The sequence below is a fragment of the Azospira sp. genome, assembly GCF_030247495.1.
GTDB classification, from domain to species: domain Bacteria; phylum Pseudomonadota; class Gammaproteobacteria; order Burkholderiales; family Rhodocyclaceae; genus Azospira; species Azospira oryzae.
Genome location: NZ_JAOTRW010000009.1, coordinates 1 through 17,657 on the forward strand (window position 1 = coordinate 1; position 17,657 = coordinate 17,657).

The 17,657-nt window shown below is 67.2% G+C and carries 16 protein-coding genes and 3 tRNA genes; 13 read left to right on the forward strand and 6 right to left on the reverse strand.

Annotation, left to right across the window (positions count from 1 at the left end; genetic code table 11):
* The 4 genes from OEL49_RS13665 to OEL49_RS13680 form a co-directional block, all read right to left on the reverse strand.
* Positions 1-116: GTP-binding protein (locus OEL49_RS13665; RefSeq protein ID WP_287875394.1), on the reverse strand; the 116-nt coding region annotated here is incomplete at its 3' end.
* 49 nt (positions 117-165) lie between these two features.
* Positions 166-240: transfer RNA gene (locus OEL49_RS13670), tRNA-Thr, on the reverse strand.
* 26 nt (positions 241-266) lie between these two features.
* Positions 267-340, reverse strand: a tRNA-Gly gene (locus tag OEL49_RS13675).
* 64 nt (positions 341-404) lie between these two features.
* Positions 405-489, reverse strand: a tRNA-Tyr gene (locus OEL49_RS13680).
* 172 nt (positions 490-661) lie between these two features.
* Between OEL49_RS13680 and OEL49_RS13685 the strand changes: the two genes are divergently transcribed.
* The 4 genes from OEL49_RS13685 to OEL49_RS13700 all read left to right on the forward strand — a co-directional run bounded on the left by OEL49_RS13685 (position 662) and on the right by OEL49_RS13700 (position 8,783).
* Positions 662-2,059: an FAD-binding oxidoreductase gene (locus OEL49_RS13685; protein ID WP_287875186.1), complete on the forward strand. Its 1,398-nt coding sequence runs from the start codon at positions 662-664 to the stop codon at positions 2,057-2,059.
* A gap of 257 nt (positions 2,060-2,316) precedes the next feature.
* Positions 2,317-5,868, forward strand: a complete 3,552-nt coding sequence (locus OEL49_RS13690) for an indolepyruvate ferredoxin oxidoreductase family protein (protein ID WP_287875188.1) — start codon at positions 2,317-2,319, stop codon at positions 5,866-5,868.
* Between the two features lie 157 nt (positions 5,869-6,025).
* Positions 6,026-6,838, forward strand: coding sequence for a class I SAM-dependent methyltransferase (locus OEL49_RS13695; RefSeq protein WP_287875190.1), 813 nt, complete (start codon positions 6,026-6,028; stop codon positions 6,836-6,838).
* 40 nt (positions 6,839-6,878) lie between these two features.
* The gene (locus OEL49_RS13700; protein WP_287875192.1) at positions 6,879-8,783 is read left to right on the forward strand and encodes an ATP-binding protein; all 1,905 of its coding nucleotides are present in this window, start codon (positions 6,879-6,881) and stop codon (positions 8,781-8,783) included.
* 1 nt (position 8,784) lies between these two features.
* Here the strand turns inward: OEL49_RS13700 and OEL49_RS13705 are convergent, their stop codons facing one another.
* Positions 8,785-9,435: a response regulator gene (locus OEL49_RS13705; RefSeq protein WP_014235497.1), complete on the reverse strand. Its 651-nt coding sequence runs from the start codon at positions 9,433-9,435 to the stop codon at positions 8,785-8,787.
* 123 nt (positions 9,436-9,558) lie between these two features.
* On the opposite strand from OEL49_RS13705, the gene OEL49_RS13710 reads away from it, so the two are divergent.
* Positions 9,559-10,071: a PhaM family polyhydroxyalkanoate granule multifunctional regulatory protein gene (locus tag OEL49_RS13710; protein WP_205229791.1), complete on the forward strand. Its 513-nt coding sequence runs from the start codon at positions 9,559-9,561 to the stop codon at positions 10,069-10,071.
* Between the two features lie 96 nt (positions 10,072-10,167).
* Here the strand turns inward: OEL49_RS13710 and mpl are convergent, their stop codons facing one another.
* Entirely contained in the window at positions 10,168-11,517 is a 1,350-nt protein-coding gene (gene mpl / locus OEL49_RS13715) for a UDP-N-acetylmuramate:L-alanyl-gamma-D-glutamyl-meso-diaminopimelate ligase (protein ID WP_287875197.1), read from the reverse strand.
* Between the two features lie 52 nt (positions 11,518-11,569).
* Here mpl and OEL49_RS13720 point away from each other — a divergent pair, with 52 nt between their 5' ends.
* From OEL49_RS13720 to OEL49_RS13755, 8 genes are all read left to right on the forward strand, one after another.
* Entirely contained in the window at positions 11,570-12,181 is a 612-nt protein-coding gene (locus OEL49_RS13720) for a hypothetical protein (protein WP_130459909.1), read from the forward strand.
* Positions 12,178-12,726, forward strand: coding sequence for a TlpA family protein disulfide reductase (locus OEL49_RS13725; RefSeq protein ID WP_014235501.1), 549 nt, complete (start codon positions 12,178-12,180; stop codon positions 12,724-12,726). Before OEL49_RS13720 ends, OEL49_RS13725 begins: the two co-directional genes overlap by 4 nt.
* A gap of 55 nt (positions 12,727-12,781) precedes the next feature.
* Positions 12,782-13,282 carry a type II 3-dehydroquinate dehydratase gene (gene aroQ, locus OEL49_RS13730; protein ID WP_014235502.1) on the forward strand — a complete coding sequence of 167 codons (501 nt, stop codon included), beginning with the start codon at positions 12,782-12,784 and terminating at the stop codon, positions 13,280-13,282.
* 88 nt (positions 13,283-13,370) lie between these two features.
* Positions 13,371-13,820 carry an acetyl-CoA carboxylase biotin carboxyl carrier protein gene (accB, locus tag OEL49_RS13735; protein WP_130459907.1) on the forward strand — a complete coding sequence of 150 codons (450 nt, stop codon included), beginning with the start codon at positions 13,371-13,373 and terminating at the stop codon, positions 13,818-13,820.
* Between the two features lie 12 nt (positions 13,821-13,832).
* Complete coding sequence (gene accC / locus OEL49_RS13740; RefSeq protein WP_014235504.1) at positions 13,833-15,200, forward strand: acetyl-CoA carboxylase biotin carboxylase subunit; 1,368 nt, start codon at positions 13,833-13,835, stop codon at positions 15,198-15,200.
* Positions 15,201-15,206: 6 nt separating this feature from the next.
* Positions 15,207-16,094, forward strand: a complete 888-nt coding sequence (prmA, locus tag OEL49_RS13745) for a 50S ribosomal protein L11 methyltransferase (RefSeq protein ID WP_287875201.1) — start codon at positions 15,207-15,209, stop codon at positions 16,092-16,094.
* Complete coding sequence (locus tag OEL49_RS13750) at positions 16,091-17,092, forward strand: DUF3426 domain-containing protein (RefSeq protein WP_287875203.1); 1,002 nt, start codon at positions 16,091-16,093, stop codon at positions 17,090-17,092. The genes prmA and OEL49_RS13750 overlap by 4 nt, the downstream gene beginning before the upstream one ends.
* 96 nt (positions 17,093-17,188) lie before the next feature.
* Positions 17,189-17,575, forward strand: a complete 387-nt coding sequence (locus tag OEL49_RS13755; RefSeq protein ID WP_014235507.1) for a diacylglycerol kinase — start codon at positions 17,189-17,191, stop codon at positions 17,573-17,575.
* Positions 17,576-17,657: the final 82 nt, after the last annotated feature.

Below are 17,657 nucleotides of genomic sequence, written 5' to 3' on the forward strand. Positions count from 1 at the left end.
TTCTTGGACAGAATGGTGGTGATAGCAGCAGTCAGCGTGGTCTTACCGTGGTCAACGTGACCGATGGTGCCCACATTAACGTGCGGCTTCGTACGTTCAAACTTTTCCTTGGCCATTGCGGTACCTCGAATTTAGAAAATGTAAAAAAAACTTCGGGGCAATCAGTGGTGCCCATGGGCAGGATTGAACTGCCGACCTCTCCCTTACCAAGGGAGTGCTCTGCCACTGAGCTACATGGGCATCCGCTTTCAACCAACCGTGCGGAGTGGAGCGGGTGAAGGGAATCGAACCCTCGTCTTAAGCTTGGAAGGCTTCAGCTCTACCATTGAGCTACACCCGCGTTCGATTTTTCACCCACGACGCCCAAACTTCAGAACCGGACATCGCTAACCGCAACAAAAACTTGGTGGAGGAGGAAGGATTCGAACCTTCGAAGGCAGAGCCGTCAGATTTACAGTCTGATCCCTTTGACCGCTCGGGAACTCCTCCAAAACGAAGCCGCGAATTATGGCTATGCCGGTTGCCCGTGTCAAGCCCTGCATCGCGAAGCGAGGGCGCATTATAGCAAAAGATTCCCATACGTCCAGCCCGATTTGTACGAATTCGCTTCCCGCCCCTCTCGGCCTAGAATGCCGCCTTTGCTCAAGCCCCCACACTACCTATGACCATAGCCTCCGCGCCCCTGCCCGCCGCCCTCGTTGAAGCCCTGCGCCAGCAGTTCGGCACCCGTTACTCCCAGGGCGAATCCGTGCGGCTGCAGCATGGCCGCGATGAATCCAAGCACGAGCCCATGCTGCCCGACGGCGTGGTGTTCGCCGAAAGCACCGAGGAAGTGGCAGCCGTCGTCCGCCTCTGCCGCGAATACCGCGTACCCGTCATTCCCTACGGGGTCGGCAGCTCCGTCGAAGGCCATGTGCTGGCGGTACACGGCGGCATCAGCATCGACCTGTCCGGCATGAACCGGGTGCTGTCCATCCATGCCGAGGACCTGGACGTCACCGTCCAGGCCGGTGTCACCCGCAAGCAGCTGAACGACGAACTCAAGGGCACCGGCCTGTTCTTCCCCATCGACCCGGGCGCCGACGCCACCCTGGGCGGTATGGCCGCCACCCGGGCCTCCGGCACCAACGCCGTGCGCTACGGCACCATGCGGGAAAACGTGCTGAGCCTGACCGTGGTCACCCCCGAGGGCAAAATCGTCCGCACCGGCAGCCGGGCCCGCAAGTCCTCCGCCGGCTACGACCTGACCCGCCTTTTCGTCGGCTCCGAGGGCACCCTGGGCATCATCACCGAGCTGACGGTGAAGCTGTACCCCATTCCGGAAGCCATGTCTGCCGCCGTTTGCGCCTTTCCCTCGGTGGATGCCGCCGTGGACACGGTGATCCAGACCATCCAGCTGGGTGTGCCGGTGGCCCGGGTGGAACTGCTGGACGCCCTCACCCTGCAGGCCATCAACCGCTACTCCAAGACCACCCTGCCGGAAGCGCCGACCCTGTTCTTCGAATTCCACGGCAGCGGCAGCGGCGTCCAGGAGCAGGCCGAACTGACCCAGGAAATCGCCCAGGGTAACGGCGGCCAGGACTTCCAGTGGGCCACCCGCCAGGAGGACCGCAGCCGCCTGTGGCAGGCCCGCCACGACGCCTATTTCGCCTGCCTGCAGCTCAAGCCCGGCGCCCGCTGCTTCCCCACCGACGTCTGCGTACCCATCTCCCGCCTGGCCGAATGCATCCACGCCACCAATGAGGACATCGCCCAGGTTTCCCTGCCCATCGCCCTCTTCGGCCACGTGGGCGACGGCAACTTCCATCTGGTGGTGCTGGTGGATACGGACAACCCCAAGGAAATGGCCGAGGGCGAGTGGATCAGCCAGCGCGTGGTGGAACGGGCCATCGCCATGGAAGGCACCTGCACCGGCGAACACGGCATCGGCCTGGGCAAGCAGCACTACCTGCTGCAGGAGCACGGGGAAGACGGTGTGGCCCTGATGCGCACCCTGAAGACCGCCCTGGACCCCCTCAACCTGATGAACCCGGGCAAGATCCTGCCGCCCCAGGCCTGAGGCGCCACCTCCCCCACCAAGGGCGCTGCGGCGCCCTTTTTCATCGCATCTGCCGTTGCGTGCCGCGCCTGCTGCAACGCAACGTTACGCGCCCTCCGTGGTCCCATACAATGCCTGCGTCGCCCACCCGCGACGTATGACAAGACCGGCACAGCCCACAAGGCAGCGACCGGACAGACCAACCTGCCAACGCGATCCTGCCCGCCCGCAAACGGGATGAAGGCGAGACGCCGGCGACCAATGGAGGAGCAAATCGCATGAGCGATCTCTCTTTGCACGTCCCCAAGGAGCTGGCGTCCGCCAGCCTGGACGACAAGTACACCACCCTTTCCGGCCGCGCCTTTCTCACCGGCACCCAGGCCCTGATCCGCCTGCCCATGCTGCAGCGGCTGCGGGACCAGGCCCAGGGGCTCAGCACTGCCGGCTTCATTTCCGGCTACCGGGGCAGCCCTCTCGGCGGTCTGGACCAGGGCCTGTGGAAAGCCCAGAAATATCTGGCGGAAAACCACATCACCTTCCAGCCCGGGGTCAATGAGGACCTGGCCGCCACCGCCGTCTGGGGCAGCCAGCAGGTCAATCTCTTCCCCGGCGCCAAGTACGACGGGGTGTTTGCCCTGTGGTACGGCAAGGGCCCGGGGGTGGACCGCAGCGGTGACGTCTTCCGCCACGCCAACGCCGCCGGCAGCTCCCGGCACGGTGGCGTGCTGGTGGTGGCCGGCGACGACCACGCCGCCAAGTCCTCCACCCTGCCCCACCAGACCGAGCACGTCTTCAAGGCGGTGATGATGCCGGTGCTGTATCCGGCCAACGTCCAGGAGTACCTGGAATACGGCCTGCACGGCTGGGCCATGAGCCGCTATTCGGGCTGCTGGGTGGCCTTCAAGGCCCTGGCAGACACGGTGGAAACCTCGGCCTCGGTGTGGGTGGACCCCATGGCCCTGGACATCCGCCTGCCGGATGATTTCGAACTGCCGGCCGACGGCCTCAACATCCGCTGGCCCGACCCGCCCCTGGTGCAGGAGGCCCGCCTCACCCACTTCAAGCTCTACGCCGCCCTCGCCTACGCCCGGGCCAACCGGCTCAACCGCATCGTCATCGACTCCCCGGCACCGCGCCTGGGCATCATCACCGCCGGCAAGTCCTATCTGGACGTGATGCAGGCCCTGGACGAGCTGGGCATCGACCAGCAGCTGGCCGCCCAGATCGGCATCCGCCTCTACAAGGTGGGCATGGTCTGGCCCCTGGAATCGGAAGGGGTGCGCCAGTTCGCCGAGGGGCTGGACGAAATCCTGGTGGTGGAAGAGAAGCGCCAGATGCTGGAATACCAGTTGAAGGAAGAGCTCTACAACTGGCGCGAGGACGTGCGCCCCCGGGTGGTGGGCAAGTTCGACGAGAAGGGCGAATGGGCCCTGCTGCCCGACGGCAAGGGCCACCTGGCCCACGGCGACTGGCTGCTGCCGGCAGCCGGCGAACTGTCCGTGGCCCAGATCGCCCGGGCCATCGCCAGCCGCATCGAGCGCCACTTCACCAGCCCGGCCATCAAGGCCCGCCTGGACCTCATCGAGGCCAAGCAGAAGGCCCTGCAGACGCCCCTGATCCTCACCCAGCGCACGCCCCACTTCTGCTCCGGCTGCCCCCACAATACCTCCACCCGGGTGCCGGAAGGCTCCCGGGCCGTGGCCGGCATCGGCTGCCACTACATGGTGACCTGGATGGACCGCAGCACCTCCACCTTCACCCACATGGGCGGCGAGGGCGTCACCTGGGTCGGCCAGGCGCCCTTCACCGAAGAAAAGCACATCTTCGCCAACCTGGGGGACGGCACCTACTTCCACTCCGGCCTGCTGGCCATCCGCCAGTCGGTGGCGGCCAAAACCAACATCACCTACAAGATCCTCTACAACGATGCCGTGGCCATGACGGGCGGCCAGCCGGTGGACGGCATCCTCTCCGTGCCCCGCATCACCCGCCAGCTGGAGGCCGAAGGGGTGGGCCGGATGGTGATCGTCACCGACGAGCCGGAAAAATACGCCGAGGTGACGGACCTGGCGCCCAACGTGCCGGTGCGCCACCGGGACGAGCTGGACGCGGTGCAGCGGGAACTGCGGGAAATTCCCGGCACCACCATCCTCATCTACGACCAGACCTGCGCCACGGAAAAGCGACGACGCCGCAAGCGGGGCAAGCTGGCCGACGTGGACCGCCGGGTCTTCATCAACGAGGCAGTGTGCGAGGGCTGCGGCGACTGCTCGGTGCAGTCCAACTGCCTCTCGGTCATCCCGGTGGAAACCGATTTCGGACGCAAGCGGGCCATCGACCAGTCCAACTGCAACAAGGATTTCTCCTGCCTCAAGGGCTTCTGTCCCTCCTTCGTCACCCTGGAAGGGGCAAAGCTGAAAAAAGGCCAGGCCCTGGCCATGGACGAACAGGACTGGCCGCCGCTGCCCGAGCCCGTGCTGCCGCCCACCGCGCGGCCCTACAACCTGCTGGTGACGGGGGTCGGCGGCACCGGCGTGGTGACCCTGGGCGCCCTCATCGGCATGGCCGCCCACCTGGACGGCAAGGGCGTCTCGGTGCTGGACATGACCGGTCTGGCCCAGAAATACGGCGCCGTGTTCACCCACCTGCGCTTCGCCGACCGGCCGGAGGACATCCACGCCGCCCGCATCGCCACCGGCGAGGCGGACGCCATCCTGGGAGGCGACGTGGTGGTGACGGCAGGCAACGAGGCCCTGTCCAAGATGCTGGAAGGGCGCACCCGGGCCGTGGTGAACTGCACGGAAACCCCCACCGCCGAATTCACCCGCAACCCGGACTGGCAGTTCCCCCTGGCCCGCATGCAGCAGACGGTGGCCGCCACCGTGGGCGCCGACCACGCCTGGTTCCTCGACGCCCAGGCCCTGGCCACGGCCCTCATGGGCGACGCCCTGTATACCAACATGTTCCTCCTCGGCTACGCCTGGCAGAAAGGCCTGGTGCCGGTGAGCCTGCCGGCCCTGGGCCGGGCCATCGAGCTCAACGGTACTGCCGTGGCGGCCAATCTCCAGGCCCTCGACTGGGGCCGCCGCGCCGCCGTGGACGAGGCCCGGGTACGCCAGCTGGCAACGCCTGCCGCCGACACGCCGCCGCCCCGGCCTGACGCCGCCCTGGAGGAAGTGCTGGCCCTGCGGGAGCAGGAACTGACGGACTACCAGGACGCCGCCCTGGCCCGCCGCTACCGCCAGCGCATCGAAGCCCTGCGCCAGGCCGAGGCGCCCCTGGACCCGGCCCTGCCGGTGACCCTGGCCGCCGCCCGCAACTACTTCAAGGTTCTGGCCATCAAGGACGAGTACGAAGTGGCGCGACTGCATACCCGGCCCGAGTTCTTCGCCCGTCTGCGCCAGACCTTCGCCGGCGAACCGGGCAAGGACTACGCGGTGCATGTGCACCTGGCCCCGCCCCTGTGGGCCAGGCCGGATCCGCGCAGCGGCCAGATCCGCAAGCGGCAGTACGGCCCCTGGATGCTCGGCGCCCTGAAACTGCTGGCCCGCCTCAAGTTCCTGCGCGGCACGGCCCTGGACGTTTTCGGCCACACCGCCGAAAGGCGCATGGAACGGGCGTTGCAGGCCGGCTACGAGGCAGACCTGGAGCGCATTCTGGAGGCCCTGGCCGCCGGCAGCGCCCACCCGGCCCTGCTAGAACTGGCGCGGCTGCCGGAAAGCGTGCGCGGCTACGGCCACGTCAAGGCCGCCAGCGCCGAGAAAGCCCGACAGCAGCGCCAGGAGCTGCTGCGGCAACTGGAAGGGGGCGGAGCGGCCCCAGCGGTCTGAGGTCTGAGGTCTGAGGTCTGAGGTCTGAGGTCTGAGGTCTGAGGTCTGAGGTCTGAGGTCTGAGGTCCGAGGTCCGAGGTCCGAGGCCGGCGAGCCCGTCCGGGCCGGAACGGCGGGTCGGTTACAATGACCGACCCGCTTTTTTTCAGGCTCCGCCGTGCCCGCTTCTTCCCGCCAACTCGCCCTCCAGTTCGCCGCCGTCCTCCTGGTGCTGTCCCTGGCCTGGCCCTATTACGGCATGAAGGCCGAGCTGCTGCCCTGGGACCAGGTGGCCCTGGCCATCGGCGGCACCGCCCTGGTCTTCGCCACCCTCAGCCGCCAGGCCTGGTGGTGGCGCCTGATCCACGCCTGCTTCGCCCCCCTGGCCTGGGCCGTGGCCCAGCTCGACATTACCCCGGGCTGGTTCCTGCTGGCCTTCGTTCTCATGCTGCTGGTGTACCGGGGCGCCGTCTCCGGCCAGGTGCCGCTCTACCTCTCCAACCGGGAAACGGCGGCCGCCCTGGCCAACCTGGCCCGGGAGCGGGGCAGCCGGCGCATCCTGGACCTGGGGGCAGGCATCGGCAGCCTGCAGGCGCCCCTGGCCCGGGCCCTGCCCGAAGTCCGGGTGGATGGCCTGGAGAACGCCCCCCTCACCTGGCTGCTTGGCCGCCTGCGCCTCTCCGGCCAGGCCAATGCCGCCCTGCGCTACGGCGACATGTGGCGCACCGACCTGGCCGGCCACGACCTGGTGTACACCTTCCTTTCCCCCGAACCCATGGACTGGCTGGGCCAGAAGGCCGCCGCGGAACTGCCGGCCGACGGCCTGCTGGTGAGCAACAGCTTCCCCGTGCCCTGGGCCGAGGCGGATCGCATCATCGAAGTGGGCGACCGCCGCCGCACCCGCCTTTACTGCTACACCCCGGAGAGTCTGCGCACCCAGTTGGCCGCCGCAGTTGCCGCGGAAGACGCATCCGGGGACAATCCGGCCTAGCCTAACGTCATCAACCTTCCTACCGACAGCAGCCGCCATCTTGAAAAACTGGGGCATCCAGACCCGCATCCTCCTGCTCGCCCTGGCCCCCGCCGTGGCGGTGGCCGGCGCCCTCAGCGTCTACTTCGTCCTCGCCCTGCTCTCCGACCTGGACCGGGACCTGCGGGACCGGGGCTTGGGCCTGGCCCGGCAGCTGGCGGCCATCGCCGAGTACAGCACCTACTCCGGCGACCGCCAGACCCTGGGCAGCGTGGCCCTGGCCGCCCTGGAGGAAGCCCACGTGAACAGCGTCGAGGTCTACGACCAGGAGGGCGAGGCCCTGGCGGCCAGCGGCGCCCTGCCGGCGCCCCTCTCGCCCCTGCCGAGCCCGACCCAGAGCGACGTCATCCACGAGGACGAGGACCATCTGCGCATCGCCGCCCCGGTGCTGCGCCACCGCTTCGACATCCAGGACCCCTTCCTCGCCGAGTCCCCGGTAGCCGGCCGCCCCGAGCCGCCGCCCCTGCTCGGCTGGGTGGTGGTGGAAATGTCCCGCCAGTCCCTGGAGACCCGCCGCCAGGAAACCATCGCCTTCACCCTGACCCTGGTGCTGCTGACCGTGGCCGCCACCAGTCTGCTGGCCATGATCCTGACGCGCCAGGTGAGCCGCCCCATCGTGCGCCTGGAAAAGGCAGTGGAGCGCATCCGCGCCGGCCAGCTCAACCTGCAGCTGCCCGCCGACAGCGGCGGCGACCTGCAGCGCCTGGAGGAAGGCTTCAACACCATGGCCCAGGCCCTGCAGGAAGCCCGGGACAACCTGGAAGGCAAGATCGCCGACGCCACCCGGGAACTGGAACGCAAGCGGGCCGAGGCGGAGCGCTCAAGCCTGGCCAAGTCCCGCTTCCTGGCTGCCGCCAGCCACGACCTGCGGCAACCCCTGCACGCCCTCAACCTGTTCGCCTCCGACCTGAAGAACCACGCCCGGGGCCCGGACCAGGAAAAGCTGGCCGGCCAGATCGGCACCTCCATCCGCAGCATGTCGGAACTGCTGGACGCCCTGCTCAATATCTCCCGCCTGGATGTGGCCGGGGTCAATCCCCAGCCCCTGGCCACGCCCCTGCAGGCCATCTTCGACAAGCTGCAGCAGACCTATGCCCGGGAAGCGGAGAACCGGGGGCTGCGCCTGCGCTTCCGCCCCACCCGGGCCTGGGCCCATACGGACCCGGCCCTGGTGGAACGGCTGCTGGGCAACCTCATCACCAATGCCCTGCGCTACACCGAGCGGGGCAGCATCCTGGTCGCCGCCCGCCGCCGGGGCCAGGCCTGGCGGGTCGAGGTAAGGGACAGCGGCGACGGCATCGCCCCCGAGTTCCAGCGGGCCGTGTTCGAGGAATTCGTCCAGGTCGGCAATGCGGAACGGGGCCAGGGCAAGGGCCTGGGCCTGGGCCTGGCCATCGTGGACCGGCTGGCCAAGGCCATGGAGGCCCCCCTGGATCTGCGCTCCGCCCTGGGCCAGGGCTCGGTGTTCGCAGTCCAGCTGCCGGCCTGCGCGGCCGTGGCGGAGACGCCCGCCGCCGAACTGGAACAACGCCCGCCCCTGGCCGCCCTGCTGGCCTACGGCCCGGGCTTCATGGCCGAAAGCGCCGAGCAGCTGGAGGCCTGGCTGCGGGACTGGGGCCTGCGCTGCCGTCGGGTGGAATCGGTCGCCGCGGCCCAGGCCCTGCTGGCCGAGATGGCTGCCGGCAGCGAAGGCCCCTTCCTCTGGCTGGCGCCGGGCAACGGCACGACCTTGCGCGAAGTGCTGGCCCTGGCGCCGGAGCGCCCGGCCGTGATCATCGGCGGGGAAGAGCAGGAGGGAATGGCGGATGGGGGCTGGTTCAGCCTGCCCCATCCGGCGCGACCGGCCAAGCTGCGTGCCTTGCTGCAGCGCCTGGCCGGCGAACTGGAAAAGACGGAAAACGCCTAGGTCAGACCTTGATGCCCAGGCGGCTGACGGCCACCAGGGCCTGGGTCCGGCTGGAAACGCCGAGGGCCTTGAAAATGGCGGTGATGTGGATTTTCACCGTGCCTTCGGAGAGGCCCAGCAGATTGGCGATGTCCCGGTTGGACTTGCCCTTGGTCATCAGCCCCAGCACCTCGGCCTGACGCTCGGTCAGACCGAATTCGGAAGCGGGCGCTTCCTGCACCGCCGGCGTGGGCGCCAGTTCGGCCCCCAGGTTCACCGGCATGGTCTGCTCCGGCTTGTGGATGCTGCCGCCCAACACCTGCCGCACCGCCGCCACCAGCTTCTCGGTGGAATAGGCCTTGGGAATGAAGCCCAGGGCGCCGTGCTTGAGCGCCCGGTTCACCGTATGGGCATCGTCGTAGGCGGAAACGACCACCACCGGAACGGCGGGGAAGCGGCTGCGGAAGAGGTCCAGGCAGGCCAGGCCATCAAGCCCCGGCAGGGCGATGTCCAGCAGCACCAGATCCAGGTCCGCTTCCTTTTCCAGCACGGCGAGGGCGGAATGGCAATCGCCAGCCTCGAAGACGGTCACCTCCGCTTCCAGCTGACGCAGTACGCGAACCAGGCCCTCCCTGACGAGCGCGTGGTCTTCGATGACGAGCAAATTGAGCATAGGGTTATGGGATGACGTTGTTGTTTTGGCGCTAATTTAGCACTCCGGCGGACTCCCGGCTATTCCGGCGCAGAAAATATTCGCTACTATGGCAGGATACGGCGCCAACAAAGGAGACCCACCATGAGCCTCAACAACGGAAGCAACGATCCCCTGGATTTCGTCAAGAACATGTGGGGCAATATGGGCTTCTCCCTCCCCGGCATGGTCACCCCCACCCTGGACACGGACGAGCTGCAAAAGCAGATCACCGACCTGAAGGCAGTGGAAGGCTGGCTGCGCATGAACCTGTCCATGCTGCAGATGACCATCCAGGGCATGGAAATGCAGCACTCCACCCTCACCGCCGTAAAGACCATGGGAGCCATGGCCGCCCAGCAGCGGGAGGAAATGGCCCAGGACACCTCGGGCACGGCCGAAGCCGCCGGCGCCGCCGCCGAAGCCGCGGCCAGCGCTTTTTCCCAGGCTGCCATGTGGCCCTGGAACATGATGAACCAGGTACAGGAACACCTGCAGCAACAGCAGGCCGCCCAGCCGGAAGCCCCGGCCGAACCGCCCAAGGCAAAGGCTGCCGCCAAGACGGCAGCCAAGCCAAAAAAGCCTGCCGCCGGCAGCCGCAGCAAGAAAACCCAGTAACTTCTGGCAACAGCACCAATAAAAAACCCGGGACTAGCCCGGGCTTTTTATTGGCAGCGAAATAGGCGGCACGACGAGGCGGCGCGACGGCAACGCTCAGGCAGCCAGGGCCGTCAGCAGCTTCTGGTGGATACCGCCGAAGCCGCCATTGCTCATCACCAGCACCTGGTCTCCCGGCCTGGCGGCGGCGGCGATGCGGGCCACCAGCCCCTCCAGGTCGTCCAGCACCACGGCCCGCTCGCCCAGGGATGCCAGGGCGGCAGCCGCATCCCAGCCCAGATCCCGGGAATAGCAGAAGACCAGATCCGCATCCACCAGGCTGCCAGCCAGCCGGTCCTTCATCACGCCCAGTTTCATGGTGTTGGAGCGGGGCTCCAGCACCGCCAGGATGCGGCCGGAGCCTTTGCCCAGCTTGTGCCGCAGGCCGGCCACGGTGGTGGCGATGGCGGTCGGATGGTGGGCGAAATCGTCCAGCACCGTGATGTCGCGCACCGTGCCCCGCACTTCCATGCGCCGCTTCACATTCTGGAAGGAGGACAGGGCCTGCAGGCCGTCCTCGGGCCGCACCCCCACGTGACGGGCAGCCAGGATGGCGGCCACGGCGTTCTGCCGGTTGTGCTCGCCGGTCAGGCCCCAGGTGGTGCGGGCCACTTCCCGGCCATCCTGCAGCAGGACCAGAGAACCGTCGCCGTCGTCGCCGATGGCGGACCAGCTGTCGCCGCCGAACCACTCCACCCCAGACCAGCAGCCCCGGGCCAGCACCCGCTGCAAGCTTTCCTCCCGGGCATTGGCCACCACCAGGCCGGAACGGGGCATGGTGCGCACCAGATGGTGAAATTGGGTCTCGATCGCCGCCAGATCGGCAAAAATGTCGGCATGATCGAACTCAAGGTTGTTCAGCACGACCGTCCGCGGCCGGTAGTGGATGAACTTGGAGCGCTTGTCGCAGAAGGCCGTATCGTATTCATCCGCCTCGATGACGAAGAAAGGCAGGTCGGTGAGGCGGGCCGACAGGCCGAAATTCTGGGGCACGCCGCCGATGAGAAAGCCCGGGTTGAGGCCGGCGCACTCGAGAATCCAGGCCAGCATGGAACTGGTGGTGGTCTTGCCGTGGGTGCCGGCCACGCCCAGGACCCACTTGCCTTGCAGCACATGCTCGGCCAGCCACTGGGGGCCGGACACATAGGGCAGCCCCTGGTCGAGAATGGCCTCGAGCAGCGGATTGCCACGGGAAATGGCGTTACCGACGACAAAAATGTCGGGATCGACGGCGATCTGGCCAGCATCGTAGCCCTCGGTCAGTTCGATGCCCTGAGCCTCCAGCTGGGTGCTCATGGGCGGATAGACATTGGCATCGCAGCCGGTGACGCGATGGCCGGCAGCCCGGGCCAGCAGGGCGATACCGCCCATGAAGGTGCCGCAGATGCCGAGAATGTGAATATGCATGCAATATTCCGCCGGTTAGAATGAGGCCTGATTCTAACAGCCGGGGTCTGCCATGAAGCCATCCTCTCGCCGTGCCGATGCCCAGGCCTCCCGCAACGCCCACCTGCGCCAGCTCATCGCCAGCACCGCCGCCCGCCTCATGGCGGAAGACGGCATCGCCGACTACCCATTGGCCAAGCGCAAGGCAGCCCGGCAGCTGGGCAGCCCGGATACGGACGCCCTGCCCACCAATGCCGAGGTGGAAAGCGAGCTGCGGGCCTACCAGGCCCTCTACCAGGAGCGGGAACAGAAGGAACGGATCGACGAACTACGGGGAAAAGCGGCAGAAATGATGGAGATCATGACGCCATTTCACCCCTATCTCACCGGTTCCGTCCTGGACGGCAGCGCCGGCCGCTACGCCGAGGTGGACATTCTGCTCTACCCGGACAGCGCCAAGGAGGTGGAGATATTCCTCCTCAACCGGCAAATCCCCTTTGAACACACCACGCCCCGCCACGACCGGGTGGATGCGGTGCTGCAACTGGATATGGAAGGGGACACCATCAATCTGGTGATCTACCCGCCCCAGGACGAACGCACCGCCTACCGCAGCCGGGACGGCCGCCTGCGGGAGCGGGCCCGCCTGGAAGCCGTGCGCGCCCTGCTACCGGCAAATCCATGAAACCGACACGCCCCTTGTTAATGCGCCTGGCCCTGGCCATCGGCCTGGCCGCCACAGCCTTCGCCGCCGGCCTCTATTTCGGCCGGGGCGAGCACCCGGCCTTTACCCCCGAACCGCCGGCGAAGGCCGTACGGCAGCTCCTGCAACTGCAGCTGCCGACGGCTGACGGCAAACCCCAGGCCCTGGCCCAGTGGTCCGGGCAGGTACGGGTCATCAATTACTGGGCCACCTGGTGCCCGCCCTGCCGGGAGGAAATGCCCGAGTTTTCCCGCCTGCAGCAGGAGCTGGGGAGCAAGGGGGTGCAATTTATCGGCATTGCCCTGGATTCTGCCGACAGCGTGCAGGAATTCGCCGCCAAGCAGCCAACCGCCTACCCCCTGCTGATCGCCACCCCGGAAGCCGTGGGCAACCTGAAAAATCTGGGCAACAGCCGGGGCGGCCTGCCCTTCACCCTGGTGCTGGACCGCCAGGGCCAGGCCCGCCACGTACGCCTGGGCGGACTCAACGGCGCCGAACTGGCTGCCATCCTGCAACCCCTGCTATGACTTTCGAAAGAGGCAAACTGGACAAACTGTCGCGAATTGCGGCAAACTTGCCGCCATGAAGAAGCAAACTTCATCTTCCGCCAAGGGCAAGACCCAGGCAGAACAAACCATTCCGCCGCGCCTGCTGGTCCTGCACGGCCCCAACCTGAACCTGCTCGGCACCCGGGAGCCCCAGATTTACGGGAGCACCACCCTGGCCGACATCAACCGGGCTCTGGCCGTGCGCGCCGAATCTGCCGGCGTCGAACTGGAAGCTTTCCAAAGCAACCATGAAGGCGCCCTGATCGAACGCATCCATGCGGCCCGGGAGCAGGGAGTACGCTTCATCCTCATCAACCCGGCGGCCTACACCCATACCAGCGTTGCGCTGCGGGACGCCCTGGCCGCGGTCGGCATCCCCTTCGTCGAAGTGCATCTCTCCAATGTCTTCGCCCGGGAGCCGTTCCGGCACCACTCCTATTTTTCCGATCTGGCGATCGGGGTCATCAGCGGCCTGGGGTCCGAGGGATATTCCCTGGCCCTGGAGTTCCTGCTGAGCCGACTCAACGCCGACTGAGCTGCCACGCCAGACCCGGTTTCCGGTTTTTCACATCTAGCTACTTCCACCGCCAACTCAATAGGGCGGATTTTCGAGGGAGAATTCAATGGATCTGCGTAAACTCAAAAAACTCATCGACCTGGTACAGGAATCCGGCATCTCCGAGCTGGAGGTCACCGAAGGCGAAGAGAAAGTCCGCATTGCCAAGCATGTCGCCGCCCCCGTGGGCCAGCCCATGACCTACGCCGTGCCCGCCGCCGCACCGGCTGCCGCACCGGCCCCCAGCAGCGTGAACCTGGACGACACCGACGACCTACCGGAAGGCCACGTGGTCAAGTCGCCCATGGTCGGCACCTTCTACCGCGCCTCCTCCCCCGGCGCCGAGCCCTTCGTGCAGGTGGGCCAGACCGTCAAGCAGGGCGACACCCTGTGCATCATCGAAGCCATGAAGCTGCTCAACGAGATCGAAGCCGACGCTTCCGGCACCATCAAGGCCATCCTGCTGGACAACGGCGAACCGGTTGAATTCGGCGAACCCCTGTTCGTCATCGGCTAAGGAGTTTTCTCCATGTTCGAGAAAATCCTCATCGCCAACCGGGGCGAGATCGCCCTGCGAGTCCAGCGGGCCTGCCGTGAACTGGGCATCAAGACCGTGGTGGTGCACTCCGAGGCCGACCGGGAAGCCAAGTATGTGAAGCTGGCGGACGAATCCGTCTGCATCGGCCCGGCCTCCTCCGCCCTCAGCTACCTCAACATTCCGGCCATCATCTCCGCCGCCGAGGTCACCGACGCCCAGGCCATTCACCCGGGCTACGGCTTCCTCTCCGAAAATGCGGACTTCGCCGAGCGGGTCGAATCCTCCGGCTTCGTCTTCATCGGCCCCCGGGCCGAGACCATCCGCCTCATGGGCGACAAGGTTTCCGCCAAGGACGCCATGAAGGCTGCGGGCGTGCCCTGCGTGCCCGGTTCCGATGGCGCCCTGCCGGAAGACCCCAAGGAAATCATCAAGATCGGCCGCGCCGTCGGCTACCCGGTGATCATCAAGGCTGCCGGCGGCGGCGGCGGTCGCGGCATGCGCGTGGTGCATACCGAAGCCGCCCTCATCAACGCCGTGGCCATGACCCGCCAGGAAGCCCAGACCGCTTTCGGCAACCCCATGGTGTACATGGAGAAGTTCCTGGAGAACCCGCGCCACGTGGAAATCCAGGTGCTGGCCGATGAGTTCAAGAACGCCGTCTACCTGGGCGAGCGGGACTGCTCCATGCAGCGCCGCCACCAGAAGGTGATCGAGGAAGCACCGGCTCCCGGCATCCCCGCCCGCCTCATCGCCCGGGTCGGCGAACGCTGCGCCGAAGCCTGCCGCCGCATCGGCTATCGCGGCGCCGGCACCTTCGAGTTCCTCTACGAGAACGGCGAGTTCTACTTCATCGAGATGAACACCCGGGTTCAAGTGGAGCATCCGGTGACCGAACTGATCACCGGCATCGACATCGTCCAGGAACAGATCCGCATCGCCGCCGGCGAGAAGCTGCGCTTCAAGCAGCGGGACATCCAGTTCCGCGGCCACGCCATCGAATGCCGCGTGAACGCCGAAGATCCCTTCACCTTCGTGCCCTCTCCCGGCACCATCAGCTGGTGGCATCCGCCCGGCGGCCCCGGCGTGCGCGTGGATTCCCATGCCTATTCCGGCTACAAGGTGCCGCCCCACTACGATTCCATGATCGGCAAGATCATCACCTTCGGCGACACCCGGGAACAGGCCATCCGCCGCATGCGCATCGCCCTTTCCGAGACCGTGGTGCAGGGCATCAAGACCAATATCCCGCTGCATCAGGAACTGATGCAGGACGCCCGCTTCGTCGAAGGCGGCACCAGCATCCACTACCTGGAGCACAAGCTGGCCGCCAAGAACGAAGTGAAGTCGGTGGAAGGCTAAGCGCCGATGGCCTGGCTCCAGCTCCGCTGCGACACCGACGCTGCCAGCGCCGAAGCCCTCACCGACGCCCTGATGGAGGCGGGGGCACTCTCCGCCGGCATCGAGGATGCGGATGCGGGCACGCCGGAAGAGACGCCCCAGTTCGGCGAACCGGGCATGGACATCGCGGCGGCCTGGGACCATTCCCGCATCGCCGCCCTGTTCGAGGCCGATGCGGACGCGGGGGCGGTACTCGCCGCCTGCTGCGCCGGGCTGGGCCTGCCGACGCCCGCCTTCACCCTGGAAACGGTGGAAGAGCAGAACTGGGTGCAGCTGACCCAGTCCCAGTTCGACCCCATCCGCGTCTCCGACAAGCTGTGGATCGTGCCCTCCTGGCACGAGACCCCGGCCCCGGACGCCATCAACCTGATTCTGGACCCGGGCATGGCCTTCGGCACCGGCTCCCACCCCACCACCCGGCTCTGTCTGGAATGGCTGGAGCGCTACGTCACCGCCGATTGCAGCCTGCTCGACTACGGCTGCGGCTCCGGCATCCTGGCCATCGCCGCCGCCCGTCTCGGCGCCAACCCGGTGACCGGGGTGGACATCGATCCCCAGGCGGTGGATGCGGCCAAGGCCAATGCCGAGCGTAACGGGGTCAGCGCCCACTTCGCCGATTCCCGCGAGCCCATTGACGGCCAGTTCGACATCCTCATCGCCAACATCCTGGCCAACCCGCTCAAGGCCCTGGCCCCGGCCCTGGCCGCCCACGTCCGCCCCGGCGGCTGGCTGGCCCTGTCCGGCATCCTGGTGGAACAGGAAGAGGAACTGATGGCCATCTACAGCCCCTGGTTCGCCATGGCCGTGGCCGACCGCCGGGAAGGCTGGGTCTGCCTGGAAGGCCGCCGCATATGATCCTCACCCGCTGCCCCCAACCTGAGTGCCAGACGACCTTCCGGGTCACGCCGGAACAGCTCAAGGCCCGGGGCGGCAAGGTCCGCTGCGGCCAGTGCCAGCACGTCTTCAATGCCCTGGAGCACCTGCTGGACGAAGGCGGCGAGGAAGCCGCCTCCCCGCGCCCCGCCGCGCCGCCGGCCGGCCCGGTGGATGCGGGCGAGGTGGAACTCGCCACCGCAGCCACCGCAACGAGTACTGCGCCAGCGGGCGCAATGGAAGCCGATCTCCAGGCGGCCGTACCGGAGAACGGCGACACTCCTGACTCCCAGCCAGACACACTCGAAGACGACCGCCAGGAGCCGATCCTGGACGCCTCCGCCATCGAGGAGCCGAACGACGCGCCGGTGCTGGCCGACGCCGGCGCCGCGCCGGCCGATCTGGCCCATGACCCGGAAGACCCGATCCTGCCCCGGGAAACCACCGCCATTCCCGGCTACAGCAAATGGGCCGAGCGTCCCCTGGCCGGTGGCGGCGCCCTCATGGCCGAACCGGCGCGCAAGCCCCGCTGGCCCTTCCTGCTGGCCATCCTGATCCTCTTCTCCGTCCTCCTCGGCCAGATGGCCCACCGCTTCCGCAGCGACCTGGCCATCGCCCTGCCCTCCCTGCAGCCCCTCATGCTCGCCGCCGGCTGGGACATTCCCCTGCCGCGCAAGGCCGAGCTGGTGAGCATCGAAGCCTCCGACCTGCAGGCCGACGCCGCCAAGGGCCAGCTCATCCTGATGGCCACCCTGAAGAACCGGGCGCCCTACGTGCAGGACCTGCCGGCCCTGGAACTGGCCCTCACCGACACCCAGGATGCGGTGGTCTCCCGCCGCGTCCTGCAGCCCGCCGACTATCTCACCGGCACCGCCGCCCCCGCCGGCTTCCAGGCCAACGGCGAAATCCCCGTCAAGCTGTGGATCGAGGCCAAGGATCTGGTGCCCTCGGGCTACCGCCTCTACGTCTTCTACCCGTAATCCCCCGGTAACACGGCCACGGTAGGCTCTGTGGCGTTCGGAATGTTCGGCCCTTCCAGGCGGAAGGGCTTTTTTTCATCCCTGCACCCCGACCCCATGAGCCACGACTCCCAAAACGAAAGCCCGTTCAAGGGCAAGACCGGCCTCACCCGCCTGTGGAACGCCCTGCACTACTCCATCGACGGCCTGCGTGCCGCCTACCGCCATGAGGATGCCTTCCGCCAGGAGGTGTGGCTGGCCGTGCTGCTCATCCCCGTGGCGGTGCTGCTTCCCGGCAGCGGCATCGGCAAGGCCCTGATGATCGGCAGCGTGCTGTTGGTGCTGGTGGTAGAACTGCTCAACTCGGCGGTGGAAGCCACGGTGGACCGCATCTCCCTGGAAAACCACCGCCTCGCCAAGCGGGCCAAGGACATCGGCAGCGCCGCCGTGCTCATTTCCCTGGCCAACGTGGCCGCCGTGTGGAGCCTCGTGCTGCTGGACTAGGCATGGCCGCCTGCCGGCAACGTCAGCGAAACTTCATCGAACGGTCACACAAAAGTCACCATTGGTCGCCAGCATGGGCTCC

Excerpts from the sequence above, each read along its gene's own strand:
- OEL49_RS13685 (WP_287875186.1), top strand. The coding sequence starts at position 662 with ATGACCATAGCCTCCGCGCCCCTGCCCGCCGCCCTCGTTGAAGCCCTG.
- OEL49_RS13690 (WP_287875188.1), top strand. The coding sequence starts at position 2,317 with ATGAGCGATCTCTCTTTGCACGTCCCCAAGGAGCTGGCGTCCGCCAGC.
- OEL49_RS13705 (WP_014235497.1), bottom strand. The coding sequence starts at position 9,435 with ATGCTCAATTTGCTCGTCATCGAAGACCACGCGCTCGTCAGGGAGGGC.
- OEL49_RS13710 (WP_205229791.1), top strand. The coding sequence starts at position 9,559 with ATGAGCCTCAACAACGGAAGCAACGATCCCCTGGATTTCGTCAAGAAC.
- mpl (WP_287875197.1), bottom strand. The coding sequence starts at position 11,517 with ATGCATATTCACATTCTCGGCATCTGCGGCACCTTCATGGGCGGTATC.
- OEL49_RS13720 (WP_130459909.1), top strand. The coding sequence starts at position 11,570 with ATGAAGCCATCCTCTCGCCGTGCCGATGCCCAGGCCTCCCGCAACGCC.
- OEL49_RS13725 (WP_014235501.1), top strand. The coding sequence starts at position 12,178 with ATGAAACCGACACGCCCCTTGTTAATGCGCCTGGCCCTGGCCATCGGC.
- aroQ (WP_014235502.1), top strand. The coding sequence starts at position 12,782 with ATGAAGAAGCAAACTTCATCTTCCGCCAAGGGCAAGACCCAGGCAGAA.
- accB (WP_130459907.1), top strand. The coding sequence starts at position 13,371 with ATGGATCTGCGTAAACTCAAAAAACTCATCGACCTGGTACAGGAATCC.
- accC (WP_014235504.1), top strand. The coding sequence starts at position 13,833 with ATGTTCGAGAAAATCCTCATCGCCAACCGGGGCGAGATCGCCCTGCGA.
- prmA (WP_287875201.1), top strand. The coding sequence starts at position 15,207 with ATGGCCTGGCTCCAGCTCCGCTGCGACACCGACGCTGCCAGCGCCGAA.
- OEL49_RS13750 (WP_287875203.1), top strand. The coding sequence starts at position 16,091 with ATGATCCTCACCCGCTGCCCCCAACCTGAGTGCCAGACGACCTTCCGG.
- OEL49_RS13755 (WP_014235507.1), top strand. The coding sequence starts at position 17,189 with ATGAGCCACGACTCCCAAAACGAAAGCCCGTTCAAGGGCAAGACCGGC.